The sequence below is a fragment of the Ensifer sp. Root31 genome (assembly GCF_001424825.1).
GTDB classification, from domain to species: domain Bacteria; phylum Pseudomonadota; class Alphaproteobacteria; order Rhizobiales; family Rhizobiaceae; genus Ensifer; species Ensifer canadensis.
Genome location: NZ_LMCO01000066.1, coordinates 1 through 15970, shown reverse-complemented (window position 1 = coordinate 15970; position 15970 = coordinate 1). Strand labels below are relative to the sequence as shown.

At 60.5% G+C, this 15970-nt stretch carries 11 protein-coding genes, 3 tRNA genes and 1 pseudogene; 10 read left to right on the top strand and 5 right to left on the bottom strand.

Annotated features, from left to right (window positions below; all coding sequences use genetic code 11):
• Positions 1 to 120 precede the first annotated feature (120 nt).
• Entirely contained in the window at positions 121 to 2931 is a 2811-nt protein-coding gene (locus ASD00_RS34370) for a ribonuclease E/G (protein ID WP_057211416.1), read from the bottom strand.
• Between the two features lie 837 nt (positions 2932 to 3768).
• Here ASD00_RS34370 and ASD00_RS34365 point away from each other — a divergent pair.
• The 3 genes from ASD00_RS34365 to prfB all read left to right on the top strand — a co-directional run bounded on the left by ASD00_RS34365 (position 3769) and on the right by prfB (position 8972).
• Positions 3769 to 4932, top strand: coding sequence for an N-acetylmuramoyl-L-alanine amidase (locus tag ASD00_RS34365; protein WP_225906184.1), 1164 nt, complete (start codon positions 3769 to 3771; stop codon positions 4930 to 4932).
• Between the two features lie 357 nt (positions 4933 to 5289).
• Positions 5290 to 7743 carry a penicillin-binding protein 1A gene (locus ASD00_RS34360; protein ID WP_025426643.1) on the top strand — a complete coding sequence of 818 codons (2454 nt, stop codon included), beginning with the start codon at positions 5290 to 5292 and terminating at the stop codon, positions 7741 to 7743.
• A gap of 97 nt (positions 7744 to 7840) precedes the next feature.
• Positions 7841 to 8972 (top strand): peptide chain release factor 2 gene (gene prfB / locus ASD00_RS34355; protein WP_107027587.1). Its coding sequence is split into 2 segments (ribosomal slippage): positions 7841 to 7909 and positions 7911 to 8972, totalling 1131 coding nucleotides; the frame shifts between segments, so codons are not numbered across the junction.
• Between the two features lie 142 nt (positions 8973 to 9114).
• On the opposite strand, the gene ASD00_RS34350 is transcribed toward prfB, so the two are convergent.
• Both ASD00_RS34350 and ASD00_RS34345 read right to left on the bottom strand, forming a co-directional pair.
• Positions 9115 to 9624 (bottom strand): hypothetical protein, encoded by a 510-nt coding sequence (locus ASD00_RS34350; RefSeq protein WP_025426645.1) that lies wholly within the window; start codon positions 9622 to 9624, stop codon positions 9115 to 9117.
• A gap of 113 nt (positions 9625 to 9737) precedes the next feature.
• The gene (locus ASD00_RS34345; RefSeq protein WP_057211412.1) at positions 9738 to 10511 is read right to left on the bottom strand and encodes an NAD kinase; all 774 of its coding nucleotides are present in this window, start codon (positions 10509 to 10511) and stop codon (positions 9738 to 9740) included.
• 159 nt (positions 10512 to 10670) lie between these two features.
• Between ASD00_RS34345 and ASD00_RS34340 the strand changes: the two genes are divergently transcribed.
• A tRNA-Thr gene (locus ASD00_RS34340) sits at positions 10671 to 10746 on the top strand.
• Between the two features lie 119 nt (positions 10747 to 10865).
• On the opposite strand, the gene ASD00_RS34335 is transcribed toward ASD00_RS34340, so the two are convergent.
• Positions 10866 to 11801 (bottom strand): LysR family transcriptional regulator, encoded by a 936-nt coding sequence (locus tag ASD00_RS34335; RefSeq protein ID WP_057211410.1) that lies wholly within the window; start codon positions 11799 to 11801, stop codon positions 10866 to 10868.
• 138 nt (positions 11802 to 11939) lie between these two features.
• Here ASD00_RS34335 and ASD00_RS34330 point away from each other — a divergent pair, with 138 nt between their 5' ends.
• Both ASD00_RS34330 and ASD00_RS34325 read left to right on the top strand, forming a co-directional pair.
• Positions 11940 to 12560 (top strand): FMN-dependent NADH-azoreductase, encoded by a 621-nt coding sequence (locus ASD00_RS34330; RefSeq protein ID WP_025426648.1) that lies wholly within the window; start codon positions 11940 to 11942, stop codon positions 12558 to 12560.
• Positions 12561 to 12689: 129 nt separating this feature from the next.
• The gene (locus ASD00_RS34325; protein ID WP_025426649.1) at positions 12690 to 12986 is read left to right on the top strand and encodes a hypothetical protein; all 297 of its coding nucleotides are present in this window, start codon (positions 12690 to 12692) and stop codon (positions 12984 to 12986) included.
• A gap of 179 nt (positions 12987 to 13165) precedes the next feature.
• On the opposite strand, the gene ASD00_RS34320 is transcribed toward ASD00_RS34325, so the two are convergent.
• Complete coding sequence (locus ASD00_RS34320; protein WP_025426650.1) at positions 13166 to 14041, bottom strand: RNA methyltransferase; 876 nt, start codon at positions 14039 to 14041, stop codon at positions 13166 to 13168.
• A 218-nt stretch (positions 14042 to 14259) separates the two neighbouring features.
• Here ASD00_RS34320 and ASD00_RS34315 point away from each other — a divergent pair.
• The 4 genes and pseudogenes from ASD00_RS34315 to tuf all read left to right on the top strand — a co-directional run.
• A tRNA-Tyr gene (locus ASD00_RS34315) sits at positions 14260 to 14344 on the top strand.
• A 23-nt stretch (positions 14345 to 14367) separates the two neighbouring features.
• A tRNA-Gly gene (locus ASD00_RS34310) sits at positions 14368 to 14441 on the top strand.
• A gap of 272 nt (positions 14442 to 14713) precedes the next feature.
• A pseudogene (locus tag ASD00_RS42575) lies at positions 14714 to 14812 on the top strand (GTP-binding protein); the annotation flags it as partial.
• Position 14813: 1 nt separating this feature from the next.
• A partial coding sequence (gene tuf / locus ASD00_RS34305) for an elongation factor Tu (protein WP_057211408.1) occupies positions 14814 to 15970 on the top strand: 1157 nt, incomplete at both ends.

Genomic DNA, 15970 nt, shown 5'->3' with positions numbered 1-15970 from the left:
TTGCGAAGCCCTTGATTCAAACTCGCAGCGAATACACGCTTTCGATTGTCTCCAAACGGAAACGAAAAAAGCCCGGACCAAGGTCCGGGCTTTTCTGTTCGTCCGAAGTTCAGGCGCGGCTTAGAAGAAGCCGCGGCGCTGCCACCATCCGCCCTTCTTGGGCTTGGACTGGTCTTCTTCGGTGCCTTCGTTCTTGTTCGTGACCGTCGAGGTCAGCACCGGTTCCGATGCGATCGTCGAAAGGTCGCGGTTCGCTCGAGCAGGCTTGCCTTCTTCGAGGTCAGCGGCCGTTTCTTCGATTGCTGCCGGCACCGGCTCAGCCGCTTCCGGCTGTGCTTCGACCGCGGTCTGTGCTGCCTCGTCGGCACTGACGACAGGCTCCTCAGCCTTGACGGCCTTCTTGCGTGTACGCTTCGGCTTGGCGGCCTTCTCGACGACCGGTTCCACCGCTTCCGCGACGGTCTCGGCTTCGGCAACGACGGCTACCGCTTCGACCTCGGCTTCTACGGGTGCTTCCGCGTCGCCTTGCTCGCCCGCTTCGCCGTCGCCGGATGCAGCAGCCTGCTCCTCGCCTTCGACTTCACCTTCGCCGAGTTCTGGTCGGTTGCGACGGCCACCGCGCTTGCCGCGACGGCGACGCTTGCGCTTCTGTTCGCCATCGGCGGTCAGCGCATCCGTATCGTTTTCGTCCTCGTCGGCATCGCTTTCGGATGCGTCATCGGCATCTTCAGTCGCATCGGCGTCCTGTGCGGTCGCACCTTCCGCCTGCTGGCTGCCCTTGCCGCGACGGCGGCGACGACGCTTGCGCTTGCGGCCGTTCTGATCGTCGGCCTGGGCCGCAGCCTTCGGCTGCTCCTGGCGCTGTTCGACGACGACTTCTTCTGCTTCTTCCTCGTCGAGATCCTCTTCGATCACGATGTCATCGTCTTCTTCGGGCTCGGGCTCGAAGTGCAGAATCTGTTCGATCTTGACCGGGTTTTCGACCGGCTCGCCGCGATCGATCGCGAAATGCTGCGCGCCGACATGGGCGTCAGCCTCGATGATGATCGAGACGCCGAAGCGCTGTTCGTAATCCATGATCGTGGCGCGCTTCTGGTTGAGCAGATAGAGCGCGATATCGGGGATCGTGCGAACGGTGATGTTGTGGGTGGTGTTCTTGAGCAGATGCTCTTCGATACCGCGCAGGACATGCAGCGCGACCGAAGACTGCGAGCGGACGTGACCCGTGCCGTTGCAATGCGGGCAGGTCTGCATCGTCGATTCGAGCACCGAAGCGCGAATGCGCTGGCGCGACATTTCGAGCAGACCGAAGTGCGAGATGCGGCCGACCTGGATGCGGGCACGATCGTTCTTCAGGCAATCTTTCAGCCTCTTCTCGACAGAGCGGTTGTTCCGCTTTTCTTCCATGTCGATGAAGTCGATGACGACGAGGCCAGCAAGGTCGCGAAGCCGCAGCTGACGGGCCACTTCTTCGGCGGCTTCCAGGTTGGTCTGAAGCGCCGTGTCCTCGATCGAATGCTCGCGGGTCGACCGACCGGAGTTCACGTCGATCGAAACCAGGGCTTCCGTCTGGTTGATGATGATGTAGCCGCCCGACTTCAGCGTCACCTGCGGCTGCAGCATCCGGTCCAGCTGCGCCTCGATACCGGAGCGCGAGAAGATCGGATGCACGTCGCGGTACGGCTGGACCACCTTGGCGTGGCTCGGCATCAGCATCTTCATGAAGCCCTTGGCTTCCTTGTAGCCTTCCTCGCCGGAAACGACGATCTCGCTGATGTCCTTGTTGTAGAGGTCGCGGATCGAGCGCTTGATCAGGCTGCCTTCCTCGTAGACGAGGCAGGGGGCCGTGGAGTTGAGCGTCAGCGTGCGGACGTTTTCCCAAAGGCGCATCAGATATTCGAAGTCGCGCTTGATCTCGACCTTGGTGCGGTTGGCACCGGCCGTGCGCAGGATGACGCCCATGCCCTGCGGCACTTCGAGGCCACGCGCAATTTCTTTCAGGCGCTTGCGGTCCTGCAGGTTGGTGATCTTGCGGGAAATGCCGCCACCACGGGCCGTGTTCGGCATCAACACCGAGTAGCGACCGGCGAGCGACAGGTAGGTCGTCAGCGCTGCGCCCTTGTTGCCGCGCTCTTCCTTGGCGACCTGAACGAGCAGGATCTGGCGACGCTTGATGACTTCCTGGATGCGATACTGCTTGCGCGGCTTGCGGACGTGACGATCCGGAACCTCTTCCATCGCGTCTTCGGCGCCGACCGACTCGATAATTTCCTTTTCGCCGTCGTGGTTGTCGTCATCATCGTCGTCGTCATCGCGACGGCGGCGGCTGTCGACGTCTTCCGAGACCGAATCGGTGTCGACCATGGCGGCCATCTCGCCACCATTGCTTTCTTCGCCGGCATCGGCCTCTTCGGTCGCTGCAGCTGCAGCGGCCTCTTCGGCGATTCTCGCCTTGGTGCGGCGTGGGCGCTTCGGCTTTGCCTTGGGCTTCTCGGCGGGCGCATCGACCTCGACGACAGCTTCGGCTGCCGTCTCGGTGACGACTTCCGTTTCAGCGGCGATTTCCAGATCGACCGGAACGCTGAGCCCGCTCTGGGTCGGCGTTGCCGTCTCAACGTGCTCGACATCGTCGTCGCGGCGCGCTTCTTCGGCTTCCGCCTTCAACAGCGCCTGACGGTCGGCGAGGGGGATCTGGTAGTAGTCGGGATGGATTTCGGCGAAGGCCAGGAATCCGTGGCGATTGCCGCCGTAGTCGACGAAGGCCGCCTGGAGCGAAGGCTCCACTCGCGTTACCTTTGCCAGGTAGATGTTGCCGCGGATCTGTTTCTTGTGTTCCGATTCGAAGTCGAATTCTTCTATGCGGTTCCCGCGAACGACAACGACGCGCGTCTCTTCAGAGTGAGACGCATCGATAAGCATTTTCTCTGCCATCTAAGTTGTGCTCCTCGGCGCGACAACGGAACGGGCGGCAGACGTTCTTCCATGGGAAGACTGCCACTCGCGTCAGAGGTTGCGCCGGATGTGAAAGGTCCTGTCTGGTGCAGGTGATGGTGCAGCAGCCAGATGGCAGCCGGAACGGTTACGTTCCGGGGCCTCTTTACTTCTGACCGATACCGCTGAGTCAACATCAATGACCAAACAAGAATGCCAATGTCAAAGGTCTCATAAAGACCCGATGAATGCGCCCGCTTGCGGGCTTGCCGGTGAAAAATCACCGCTAAGAACTCCGGCCACCGCCGGAAATTTACGATCCAGTGTACGGGGAGGAAATGCAGCGACGGCGGATGAACACCTTGCGGCCGCGGAAAGATGATACGGTTGCAACCGGCAATTCCGGCTCGATCACTCCCTGGCGCCAAGCTCTGGAAAGCTCCGGCTGCCCGGCCCACGATTCTATCCCGTCAACACTTTCTCCTTGTGATGCTTTTATGTTTTCTATGTCACATTGGCAAGGGAAAAGCCTGTGCCGCCACAATAATGATCGATTCGCTTGCCCCGGTAGAGTAGGTCGGGGAACGGCGAATCATATGCCTTGGCCGCGTTGCGTAAGGAGCGCTGTCAAGCTTTGGTTAACCATAAGGGTTCATTGATCAAGGGATGTCGCGGTATGTGTGGGCGGACGCCCGGCGCTTTGACCGCTCGAATTTCGTGGATTGACGGAGAGACCGGGTGAAGCCTTCGGCTAATCATATGCACGCTTCACTGTTGTCGACACTGCTGCGCGGCGGCGCGCGCGTCGCGGCTTCAGTGTTCGTTGCAGGCGTCTTGATGATGACCGGACCGATAGCATACGCCGCCGAGTCGGCACCGTTTCTGGCATTCGGCGCACGGGTTGCCGGTGACGACGCGCGCACACGTGTCGTGGTCGAGTTCGACCGCAAACCCGACTTTTCCATTCATTATGTGGCAAACCCCGTGCGTGTCGTCGTCGATCTGCCGGAAACCGCCTTTGGCCTGAAGGCCGAGAGCCTCGAGCCGCGGGGATTGTTCGAGGCCATCCGCTATGGCGGCATGGGCGCCGGCAGTTCTCGCCTCGTGTTGTCGGCAAAGGGGCCGGTAGCGGTCACCCATGCCGAAGTCATCGAGCAAGAGGGCGGTAAGAGTTATCGCCTGGTCATCGATGCCGAGAAGGTCGACCAAACCCGGTTCGACGCGCTTCTTGGGGATCAGCAGTGGACGGGCTCGGTGGTCTCGGCAAAAACGGATCGGCCGACAATTGCACCTGCGCAAAAGACCGGTGCATTCGTGATTGCGATCGATGCCGGCCACGGCGGTATCGACACCGGCGCGATCGGCAGCGGCACCAAGACCGAGGAAAAGCATGTCACGCTTGCCTTCGCGCAGGAGCTTGTCGCCACGCTCAACCGCGAAGGCGGCATCGAAGCTTTTCTGACCCGCGACAAGGACGTTTTCCTGTCGCTGCCGCAACGCGTGCAGATCGCCCGCAACAAAGGCGCCAATCTGTTTATTTCGATCCATGCCGACACATTGAGACAGAAGGACATTCGCGGCGCCACCGTCTATACGATTTCCGACAAGGCGTCCGACCATCTGGCGGCCGACCTGGCGCAGCGCGAAAACCTTTCGGACGAGATCGCTGGCGTACCGCTCCAGAGCGAGCCGGCCGAAGTCGCCGATATCCTGATCGACCTGACGCGCCGCGAGACCCAGGCTTTCTCGGTCAACATGGCACGCACTGTCGTGTCGTCCTTCGAGGGGCAGATCAACCTCATCAACAATCCGCACCGTCACGCGGGCTTCCGTGTCTTGCAGGCGCCGGATGTTCCGTCGATCCTGCTCGAGCTCGGATTCATGTCGAACAAGGACGATGAGAAGCTGCTGCTCGATCCGGAATGGCGCAAGAAAGTGTCCGGCCTGCTCGCCGTTGCCGTGAAGCGCTACCGCGAACAGGCTGTCGCAAACGGCGGCTGAGATCCGGTCGCGATGATCTGTTTGACGGCGCAGCATACGATGTGATTTGTGTCGCCTCGGTAACAGCGATATGCTTTTCAACAGGATGCGCACTCGATAATCGGAAACAAGCCCTATTTTACGCACAATCCGGGACCTAACCCGAATTGCGCCCGGATTTGTTGGGAAACAGTGTTGATGCCCGGTGGCCCTCGCCATATGAGGAACTGGGTGGGCGCGTGTAGCCGCAATGCCAGACGATTTCTGATAGAAGCGTTTGGCCAGGCCGACGAAATGCGGACCGTTGGGACGGGAAGCGTCTCGATTGGCTTTTGCGGCCTGGCGATTGGACGATAATAAGGTACCGGTATCTGACTGATGATCAGACTGATTGGATATTTCTTCGGCATTGGTGCGTTCTTGCTGCTCGGTGTCGCCGCGGCCGTTGCCATCTATCTCGGCAGCGTCACCAAAGATTTGCCGGATTACGAGGTATTGGCGAAGTATTCTCCGCCGGTCACCACGCGCTTTCACGCCGGTAACGGCGCGCTGATGGCGGAGTACGCCCGCGAGCGGCGTCTCTATCTGCCGATCCAGGCGATCCCGGACCGTGTCAAGGCGGCATTCATTTCGGCCGAAGACAAGAACTTCTATCAGCACCCGGGCGTCGACATCACCGGTCTCGCGCGTGCCATCACCGTCAATCTCCAGAATTTCGGATCGGGTCGCCGCCCCGTCGGCGCGTCGACGATCACGCAGCAGGTGGCCAAGAACTTCCTGCTTTCGTCGGACCAGACGATCGACCGCAAGGTCAAGGAAGCGATCCTCTCCTTCCGTATCGAGCAGGCCTATAGCAAGGACCGTATTCTCGAACTCTATCTCAACGAGATCTTCTTCGGCCTCAATTCCTATGGCATCGCCGGTGCAGCACTCACCTATTTCGATAAATCGGTGACAGAACTGACCATCGCAGAAACTGCGTACCTTGCGGCTCTGCCGAAGGGTCCGGCCAACTACCATCCTTTCCGCAAGGTGGATGCTGCGATCGAGCGACGCAACTGGGTCATCGACCGTATGGTCGAGAACGGCTACGTCACCAAGACCGACGGCGAAGACGCCAAGAAGCAGCCGCTCGGCGTCAATCCTCGCCGCGGTGGCGCACATCTCTTCGCATCCGATTTCTTTGCCGAGGAAGTGCGTCGGCAGATCATTCAGAAGTACGGCGACAACGCGCTTTATGAAGGTGGCCTTTCGGTCCGTACCTCACTCGATCCGCGCATGCAGATCGCCGCGCGCAAGGCGCTGCAAGACGGGCTGCTCAGCTATGACGAACGCCGCGGTTTCCACGGTCCGGTCAAGTCGATCGAGATCGGCGGCGACTGGGGCGAGCCGCTCGGCAAGGTCGTGTCCTTGGCCGACGTGCCGGAATGGAAGCTCGCTGTCGTGCTTTCGGCCGATGGTCAGGGTGTCGAGATCGGCATCCAGCCGGACAAGGAAGCCTCCGGCAAGATCATCGCAGAACGCGTGACCGGTCATATCTCCGCAAAGAACATGCAGTGGGCCTATCGCTCGGCCGCTGGCGAACGCAAATCCGCCAAGTCGCCTGAAGGTGTGCTGGGCCCGGGCGACGTCGTCTATGTCGAGCCGTTGGCAGAAAAGGGTGAATACCGCCTGCGTCAGCCGCCGAAGGTCCAGGGTGGCCTCGTCGCGATGGATCCGCAGACCGGCCGCGTGCTGGCGATGGTCGGCGGCTTTTCCTACGGTCAGTCGGAATTCAACCGCGCGACCCAGGCGATGCGCCAGCCGGGTTCCTCGTTCAAGCCGTTCGTTTATGCTGCTGCGCTCGACAACGGCTATACGCCCGCATCCGTTATTCTCGATGCGCCGATCGAAATCGTTGCCGGTGGCCAGGTCTGGCGCCCTGAGAACTATGGCGGCGGCTCGGCCGGCCCGTCGACGCTGCGCCTCGGCATCGAGAAATCGCGTAACTTGATGACGGTTCGCCTTGCGAACGACATGGGCATGAACATCGTTGCCGAATATGCCGAACGCTTCGGCATCTACGACAAGATGCCACCGCTGCTGGCGATGTCGTTGGGCTCGGGCGAAACGACGGTGCTGCGCATGGTTTCGGCCTATTCGGTTCTTGCCAATGGCGGCAAGCAGATCAAGCCTTCGCTGATCGACCGGATCCAGGACCGCTACGGCAAGACGATCTTCCGTCATGAAGACCGGACCTGCGACAACTGCAACGCGGCTGATTGGGGCAACCAGGAAGAACCTGTCTTGACCGACAACCGCGAACAGGTTCTCGACCCGATGACCTCCTACCAGATCACCTCGATGATGGAGGGGGTGGTCCTGCGTGGCACCGCCGCCGGCAAGATCACGCTCGATCGCCCTGTTGCCGGCAAGACCGGCACCACCAACGACGAGAAGGACGCCTGGTTCGTCGGCTACACGCCTGATCTCGTCGCCGGCCTCTACCTCGGCTTCGACAATCCGGCCCCGCTCGGTCGCGGCGCGACAGGTGGCAGCCTTGCCGTGCCGATCTTCAACAATTTCATGCAGGAAGCCGTCAAGGGTTCGCGCCCGGGCAAGTTCGTGGTGCCGGAAGGCATGAACATGATCGCCGTCAACCGCAAGACCGGCATGGCGGCCTACGAGGGCGAGCCGGACACGATCATCGAAGCCTTCAAGCCTGGCACCGGCCCGGCCGATACCTTCTCGGTCATCGGCGGCCTCGACCAGTACGTGCCGCCGGAGGAAATTTTGAAGAATTCCCCGCAGGCAAACCAGGCTGTCACATCCGGTTCCAACGGCCTGTTCTAGGCCCTTTCCCAGTCTCCCGATGCCCGCCGCCTTTACATCAGCGGCGGGCATCGCTATTTGACGCTCACGTTAAATCGGGTTCACAAGAAGCAGGATCATGCGCAGCGAAATCGAGAACATTGTCGACGAAATCAAGCAGGCCATAAGCCTGCTGAGGAGGCATCTTTGACTGGGATCAGGCGGTAAGACGACTGGACTGGTTGAATAACAAGGCGGAAGATCCGTCGCTCTGGAATGATGCGGCCGAAGCGCAGAAGCTGATGCGCGAGCGCCAGCAACTCGACGATGGCATCAACGGCCTGCGCCGTTTCGAGCAGCAGCTCAGCGACAACATCGAACTGATCGAGCTCGGTGAAGAAGAGGGCGATGCCGCCATCGTTGCCGACGCCGAACAGGCGTTGCGCGAACTGCGCAATGAAGCGGCCAAGAAGCAGGTCGAGGCGATGCTGTCCGGCGAAGCGGACCAGAACGACACCTATCTCGAAGTGCATTCCGGTGCCGGCGGCACCGAGAGCCAGGATTGGGCCAACATGCTGTTGCGCATGTACACCCGCTGGTCCGAGCGCCAGGGATACAAGGTCGAACTGATGGAAATTCAGGACGGCGAAGAGGCTGGCATCAAATCGGCCACACTGCTCGTCAAGGGCCACAATGCTTATGGTTGGCTGAAGACCGAATCGGGCGTCCACCGCCTGGTTCGCATCTCGCCCTATGACAGCAACGCGCGTCGCCATACGTCGTTCTCTTCGATCTGGGTCTATCCGGTTGTCGACGACTCGATCCAGATCGACATCAACGAGAGCGATTGCCGTATCGACACCTATCGCTCGTCGGGCGCCGGCGGCCAGCACGTCAACACCACCGACTCTGCGGTGCGCATCACGCATATGCCTTCCGGTATCGTCGTACAGTGCCAGCAAGAACGTTCTCAGCACAAGAACCGGGCCAAAGCCTGGGACATGCTGCGCGCCCGCCTTTACGAGTCCGAGTTGAAGAAGCGCGAAGACGCGGCCAACGCCGAAGCAGCATCGAAGACCGATATCGGCTGGGGCCACCAGATCCGCTCCTACGTGCTGCAGCCCTACCAGCTGGTCAAGGACATGCGCACCGGCGTCGAAAGCACGGCGCCGGGTGATGTACTGGACGGCGAGTTGAACGAGTTCATGGAGGCAGCCCTTGCCCACCGCGTCAGCGGTGGTGCTGATGCCGTCGTGGATGATTTGAACTAGTCTGGCACTGCTCGGCGCTCGTGTGCCGGCATGACGTAGGACGTACGGGACGAAGAAGGCCGGGTGTTTTCATCCGGCCTTTGTTTTTGGCTTAGAGCGTGGCACGCAAAGTGCGCGCGGTCATTGGAGATCGCGATGCGCTTCAGTTCGATGCCCGCTCGACCTTGATGTCGCCGAGATCGTCGATCAGGACCGTCCAACTCTCCGGCTCGCGGGCGGCAGGGTCGGTCTTCAGATAAACGGTCGCGAACATGCCGGGCTGCGCGGTCACGCCTGTGGATGTTTCCGGCCGTATGTCCGTGACATAAGCCCTCAGCGACGAGAATTCCTCGAGTTCGGCGGATGAGACGACTTCCGGCCCAGCGGGCGTCGCCTCGATCTGCTGCAGGTGAATATGTGCGGTGCCGTCCTGTTGCCGCAGCGCGATCAGCTTGTAGTAGCCGCGCCGTGCGCCTTCGGCACTCTTCGGCTTAGTGGTTGCTTCCGCCTGCGTGCCGTTCGGGTCCAGGGCCGAAAGCCGATCGCCGCTTTCTTCCCAGTAGCCTGTGCTGGTGACAAAGGTCACTTCGGGCGAAACCACGCTCGCATCCTCGGCATGGGCGTTCGCGCCGGCCATGGCGAGAAGAAGCGCAAGGAGGAGAGGCTTGTGCATTGCTTTTGATTTCCCGTTCGAACTGCGACGCGGCGCTGGCTGCAAAATTGGTCCTTCGCCGATGATCCGGCGATCGCGGAAATCATACCATATCGCGCGTTCAGAACGTCGGCTCAATTGGAAAATTGCTCGGCCAGGATGCGGTCCGACCAGGAATGATCGGGATCCGAGAGAATGCGGGCGGTCATGTTTTCCGATTCGGCGATACGCACCTTCGCCACCGACTTGACCTCCTGGTGGTCGGCAACGGCGTTGACCGGGCGCTTGTCGGCCTCGAGGATTTCGATCTCGACGGTGACATGGTTTGGCAGCAGGGCGCCGCGCCACCGCCGCGGACGGAACGGGCTGACGGGCGTCAGCGCCAGAAGAGGGGCTTCCAGCGGCAGGATCGGACCATGGGCCGAGAGATTATAGGCGGTGGAGCCGGCGGGCGTGGCCAGCAGCAATCCGTCGCAGGTCAATTCCTCGAGCCGGGTCTTGCCGTCGATGACGACGCGCAGCTTGGCTGCCTGGTAGGATTGCCGGAACAGATAGACCTCGTTGATGGCGAGCGCCGTGAATGTCGCGCCTTCACCGTCAGTGGTCTGCATCTCCAGCGGGTGAAAGGCATTCTCGACGGCATTGCAGATGCGCGCCGTCAGATTTTCGGTGCTGTAGCGATTCATCAGGAACCCGACAGACCCCCGGTTCATGCCATAGACGAGCTTGCCCGAATTCATCGTCTGGTGCAGCGTCTGCAACATGAAGCCGTCACCGCCGAGCGCGACGATCACGTCGGCCTTGTCGGCCTCATGATCGCCGTAGATGGCCTTCAGATCAGCCGCCGCCTTTTGCGCCTCTTCCGCTGGAGAGGCAAGGAATGCGAGGGAAGTGAACGTGCGAGCCATGAATTTTCAGTCCGTTCAACATGTTGAGCATCGCCGCGGTGGCCGAGCCTAGGCTTCGTTTCTGGCACGGCCTGACCCTAAACGCATCTGAAAAATTGGGAGAATTCGCAATTTTGCTTTACACGCTGTGAGATTATGATAACTCCCACCGCTGAAAGTGCCCTTATAGCTCAGTTGGTAGAGCACCTGATTTGTAATCAGGGGGTCCCGGGTTCGAGTCCTGGTGGGGGCACCACTTTTTCAATTACTTGCTGGATTTTTGACCGCCTCATGAGGCGGTCGTGTGCTTTTTGGCGAAATCACCGCTATTGCGGCCAGGCACCACGCGACTTGTCGGCCGGTTGGCACAGCGTTTCAGATATCGAACGTCCCAGCGCCCCGGGGCGTGATCTCTCTGCATTTTTGCAGGGCGTTCAGCAAATTGTCGGCGAGGTAGTCTATCAGGGCGCGCGTCGCCGGCAGCATGCCGTGGCGTGAGGGGAAGACGAGGTGGACGACGACGTCGCCCGAGCTCCATTCTGGCAGCACCGGGGCAAGCACGCCGGCGCGGAAGGCGCGTTCGCAGATGTGGTCGGGCAGCAACGCTACGCCCATGCCCTCGATCGCTGCGCGCTCGAGGATGAGGAAATCGCTGCAGCCGATGATCGGCCGGTGCGAAATTTCGGTGGTGTTGCCTTCGCTATCGACGAGGCGCCAGACGTCGGTGGCGTGCTGCTCGTTCATCGACAGTGTCGGCATCTCGTTGAGATTTTCGATGGTGACGTCGTCGAAGCGGGTGAGCAGGGTGGGGCTCGCCGCCAACCTCTGGCGCACTTCTCCGAACCTGCGAATGATCAGCTGATTGTCGGTGTCCAGTTGATCGCGGGCGCGCAACGCCACGTCGATCCTTTCCTCGATCAGATCGATCCGCCGGTTGGTGGCAGTAATCAGCAGGCGAACGCCGGGATAACGGCGATGGAACGCAGGCAGGATGTCGGCGAGCATCGGCGTGAAGCCGAGCGGGCAGGCGAGCCTGACCGTACCGGTCGGCTCGGCCTTGACGGCGGCGATCTCGGCCTCTGCCACGGCAACGCCATCGAGCAGGCTCTGGCAATGTTCGTAGAAGACGCGTCCGATCACGCGAAGCTTGCGCGTCGAACGCTCCAGCAGCCGGACGCCGAGCTGCTCTTCGAGGCGCGCCACGTGTTTGCTGAGCTTGGATTTGGGGATATTCAGATCACGCGCCGCGGCACTGAAGCCGTTGTTGCGCACGACGGCCGCGAAGAGGGCGAGGTCGTTCAGGTCCTGCATCTATTTCCGTCTCCCATCGCCGATCGCGGTCTCACTGTTTCTATCCGGAAACAGTATGTCAAATAACCGCTGACTTATCGCGCGATTGTTTTCCAATCATATGTGATGCACCGCAACGCCAACACAAAGGTGCTTCACATGAACGTCCTTCACATCGACTCCGGTATTCTGGGTGATCACTCCGTTTCCCGTCGCCTGACGGCGGCGATCACCGCTCAGATCAAGGCAGACCGTCCGGATGCCAAAGTTGCCTACCGCGATCTCGCCACCAGCCGGATCCCGCATCTGACCGGCGCACAGATCATGGCGCCTGCCGATCTCGCAGGTGTTGACGCCGACCTGGCTGCCGAAGTCAAGATCGGCCGCGAGATGCTCGAAGAATTCCTGGCTGCCGACACTGTCATCGTCGGCGCGCCGATGTACAACTTCTCCATTCCGAGCCAGCTCAAAGCCTGGATCGACCGTCTCGCCGTGAACGGCAAGACCTTCCGTTACACCGAATCTGGCCCGGAAGGCCTCGCCAAGGGCAAGAAGGTTATCATTGCTTCGACCCGCGGTGGCCACTATTCCGCCGGCCCGGCTTCGGCGATGGATCATCAGGAATCCTACCTGAAGACGGTCTTCGGCTTCTTCGGTATCACAGACGTCGAATTTGTGCGCGCCGAGGGCCTGAACCTCAGCGCCGACTCCAAGCAGTTCGCGATCGCCGAGGCAGAAAAGACCATTGCCGAAGGCACTGTCCTTCGTCTGGCCAGCTAAAACAAGAGTTCATCGGATCACGTCAGTGGTCCGATGAAGGGGCGTTGGCCCCATTGCGGACGGTGCCGGTTGAGCATGCAGCCGGCATTGTCCGTTTTCGTGTCAGCGGATCTGTATTATGATGCGCTCATGAAAGACCGGCGGAGAAGGCCCTTGGCTGTCATCGCTGCGGTGGTCGCGCTGGTGGCCGCCGATGTCGGGTATGCGTCGCCGCCGGACACGCGCTGCACCTGCCGCAATCGCGATGGCTCGAAATACGAGCTCGGGCAGATCGCCTGCCTGCGCGTCGGCGGCATTTCCTATCTTGCGCGCTGCGAGATGAACCTCAACGTCACCACCTGGAAGAAGCTTCGCGACGGATGCCCGACGGCGAGCAATCAGAGCCTATGGCTTCGAGTTGACGAAGATATAGCGACGCGTTTCTGACGACAGCAACGGCGTGCATCGCAGCTGCTACACGGGGATCGGTTCCCCAGCGTCGAGGTAGACACCCGCGGATGCTTCCGGTATCGCCAATCAATGGCTCTATTCGGCGGGCTAGCCTCTCCGGCTTCAAGTAGCCGGAGAGCTTCACAGGTGTTTGGCGATCTTAACGACCGGCCGTCTTATTTGCTCAGGAACTGACGCGCCGCATACATGGCGATCGCTGCCGCATTCGACACATTCAGCGACTTGATTGCGCCGGGCATGTCGAGGCGGGCGAGCGCCTTGACGGTCGACCGTGTCTTCTGCCTGAGACCCTTGCCCTCCGAACCAAGCACCAGCGCGACCTTGTCGCCGGCGAAGGTGCCTTCGAGCGGGGCCGGTCCTTCCGAATCGAGCCCGATCGTGTGGAAGCCGAGGCGGTGCAGTTCGTCGATCGTGTCGGCGAGATTGGTGATCTGGATATAGGGGATCATTTCCAGGGCGCCGGAGGCTGATTTCGCAAGAACGCCTGATTCGGTCGGGCTGTGACGGATGGTGGTGATCAAGGCGCCAGCATCGAACGCAACGGCCGAACGCATGATCGCGCCGACATTGTGCGGATCGGTGACCTGGTCGAGCACGAGAATGAGCCTGGATTCGCTGAGTGCCTCGAGCTTGCGCAGCGGCAGCGGCTTGGTTTCAAGCATCACGCCCTGGTGAATGGCGTCGGGCCCGAGGATCTTGTCGAGGTCCTGCGGCGCCACGGTCTCGACCGGGAAGGGAAGTTCGGAGAACTCGCCGAGCTCCAGACGCGTCGCAGCGTTCTGGGTCACGCACAGGCGAACGATCTTGCGCGCCGGGTTGTCGAGTGCCGCGCGAACGGTATGCAGGCCATAGAGCAGCACCTGTTCGGGTGCGAGCACGGGCGGCTTCCAGTCGCCCGGCTGCTTGCGCCAGCGATCCTGCTTTGGCGTCGGAATTTCTCCGCGCTCGCGCTTGGCGTCGCGGTGGGCGCGTCTGAGAGTGGCGTAATGGGTGTTCTTGGCGCTCTTGTCGCCCGTATCATCTTTGCTCATGCCTGCCTTATAGAGCGCTTCGCTTGGCCTGGGAACGGAATTCGATAGTGGTGGACAAAGCGGACCTGTGGAGAATTTCACAAATTTTCCGTTCTGGCGTGTTGACAGGAGCAAGGCGGGCCGTCATATACCCGGCGCAGATCGAGAGGCGGCAACGACAAATCGCTGGATGTCTCACGATCTCAAATGCTTGGTCGACTTGATCCCGACAGAATAATGGAGGGATGCCCGAGTGGTTAAAGGGGACGGACTGTAAATCCGTTGGCTCAGCCTACGTTGGTTCAAATCCAACTCCCTCCACCATTCTGCTTCTGGATCGAAGGCCCGCGGGTATAGCTCAATGGTAGAGCAGCAGCCTTCCAAGCTGAATACGCGGGTTCGATTCCCGCTACCCGCTCCAGCAGCGCGCTGACGTTTTCTCCTTTTTAATGCGACGCTTCAACTGCTCATCGTAAGCTGTTGTTTGTTCTTTCGTCACGCGACGAAGTGATTCGGGAATCTGCCCGGCTTGCATCTTCGATGCGCCATTCTTACATGAGGTAGGAAAAGGCGGCCGTGGCCGGTCCGGGCGTACGCAATTAAGTCTTGCGCAAATCCCTTGAAACCCTTAAACGGCTCCACAAACCGGCCCCGCCGGCTGATCAATCATACTTGACCACAGGAAACGTACCCATGGCAAAGAGCAAATTTGAGCGCAACAAGCCGCACGTTAACATTGGCACGATTGGCCACGTTGACCATGGCAAGACGTCGCTGACTGCAGCGATCACGNATGGCAAAGAGCAAATTTGAGCGCAACAAGCCGCACGTTAACATTGGCACGATTGGCCACGTTGACCATGGCAAGACGTCGCTGACTGCAGCGATCACGAAGTACTTCGGCGAGTACAAGGCGTACGACCAGATCGACGCTGCTCCGGAAGAAAAGGCCCGTGGTATCACGATTTCGACGGCTCACGTTGAGTATGAGACGGCGAACCGTCACTACGCGCACGTCGACTGCCCCGGCCACGCCGACTACGTCAAGAACATGATCACCGGTGCAGCGCAGATGGACGGCGCGATCCTGGTTTGCTCGGCTGCTGACGGCCCGATGCCGCAGACCCGCGAGCACATCCTGCTTGCTCGCCAGGTTGGCGTTCCGGCGATCGTCGTGTTCCTCAACAAGGTCGACCAGGTTGACGACGCCGAGCTTCTCGAGCTCGTCGAGCTTGAAGTTCGCGAACTGCTGTCGTCCTACGAATTCCCGGGCGACGACATTCCGATCATCAAGGGTTCGGCACTTGCTGCTCTTGAAGATTCGGACAAGAAGATCGGCGAAGACGCGATCCGCGAGCTGATGGCCGCTGTTGACGCCTACATCCCGACGCCTGAGCGTCCGATCGACCTGCCGTTCCTGATGCCGATCGAAGACGTGTTCTCGATCTCGGGCCGTGGTACGGTTGTGACCGGTCGCGTTGAGCGCGGCATTGTCAAGGTTGGCGAAGAAGTTGAAATCGTCGGCATCCGCGACACGTCGAAGACGACGGTTACCGGCGTTGAAATGTTCCGCAAGCTGCTCGACCAGGGCCAGGCCGGCGACAACATCGGCGCGCTGATCCGTGGTGTTAACCGTGACGGCGTTGAGCGTGGCCAGATCCTGTGCAAGCCGGGTTCGGTCAAGCCGCACAAGAAGTTCATGGCCGAAGCCTACATCCTGACGAAGGAAGAAGGCGGCCGTCATACGCCGTTCTTCACGAACTACCGTCCGCAGTTCTACTTCCGCACGACGGACGTGACGGGTATCGTTACGCTTCCGGAAGGCACGGAAATGGTTATGCCTGGCGACAACGTCACGGTTGCCGTTGAGCTGATCGTTCCGATCGCGATGGAAGAAAAGCTGCGCTTCGCTATCCGCGAAGGTGGCCGTACCGTCGGCGCCGGCATCGT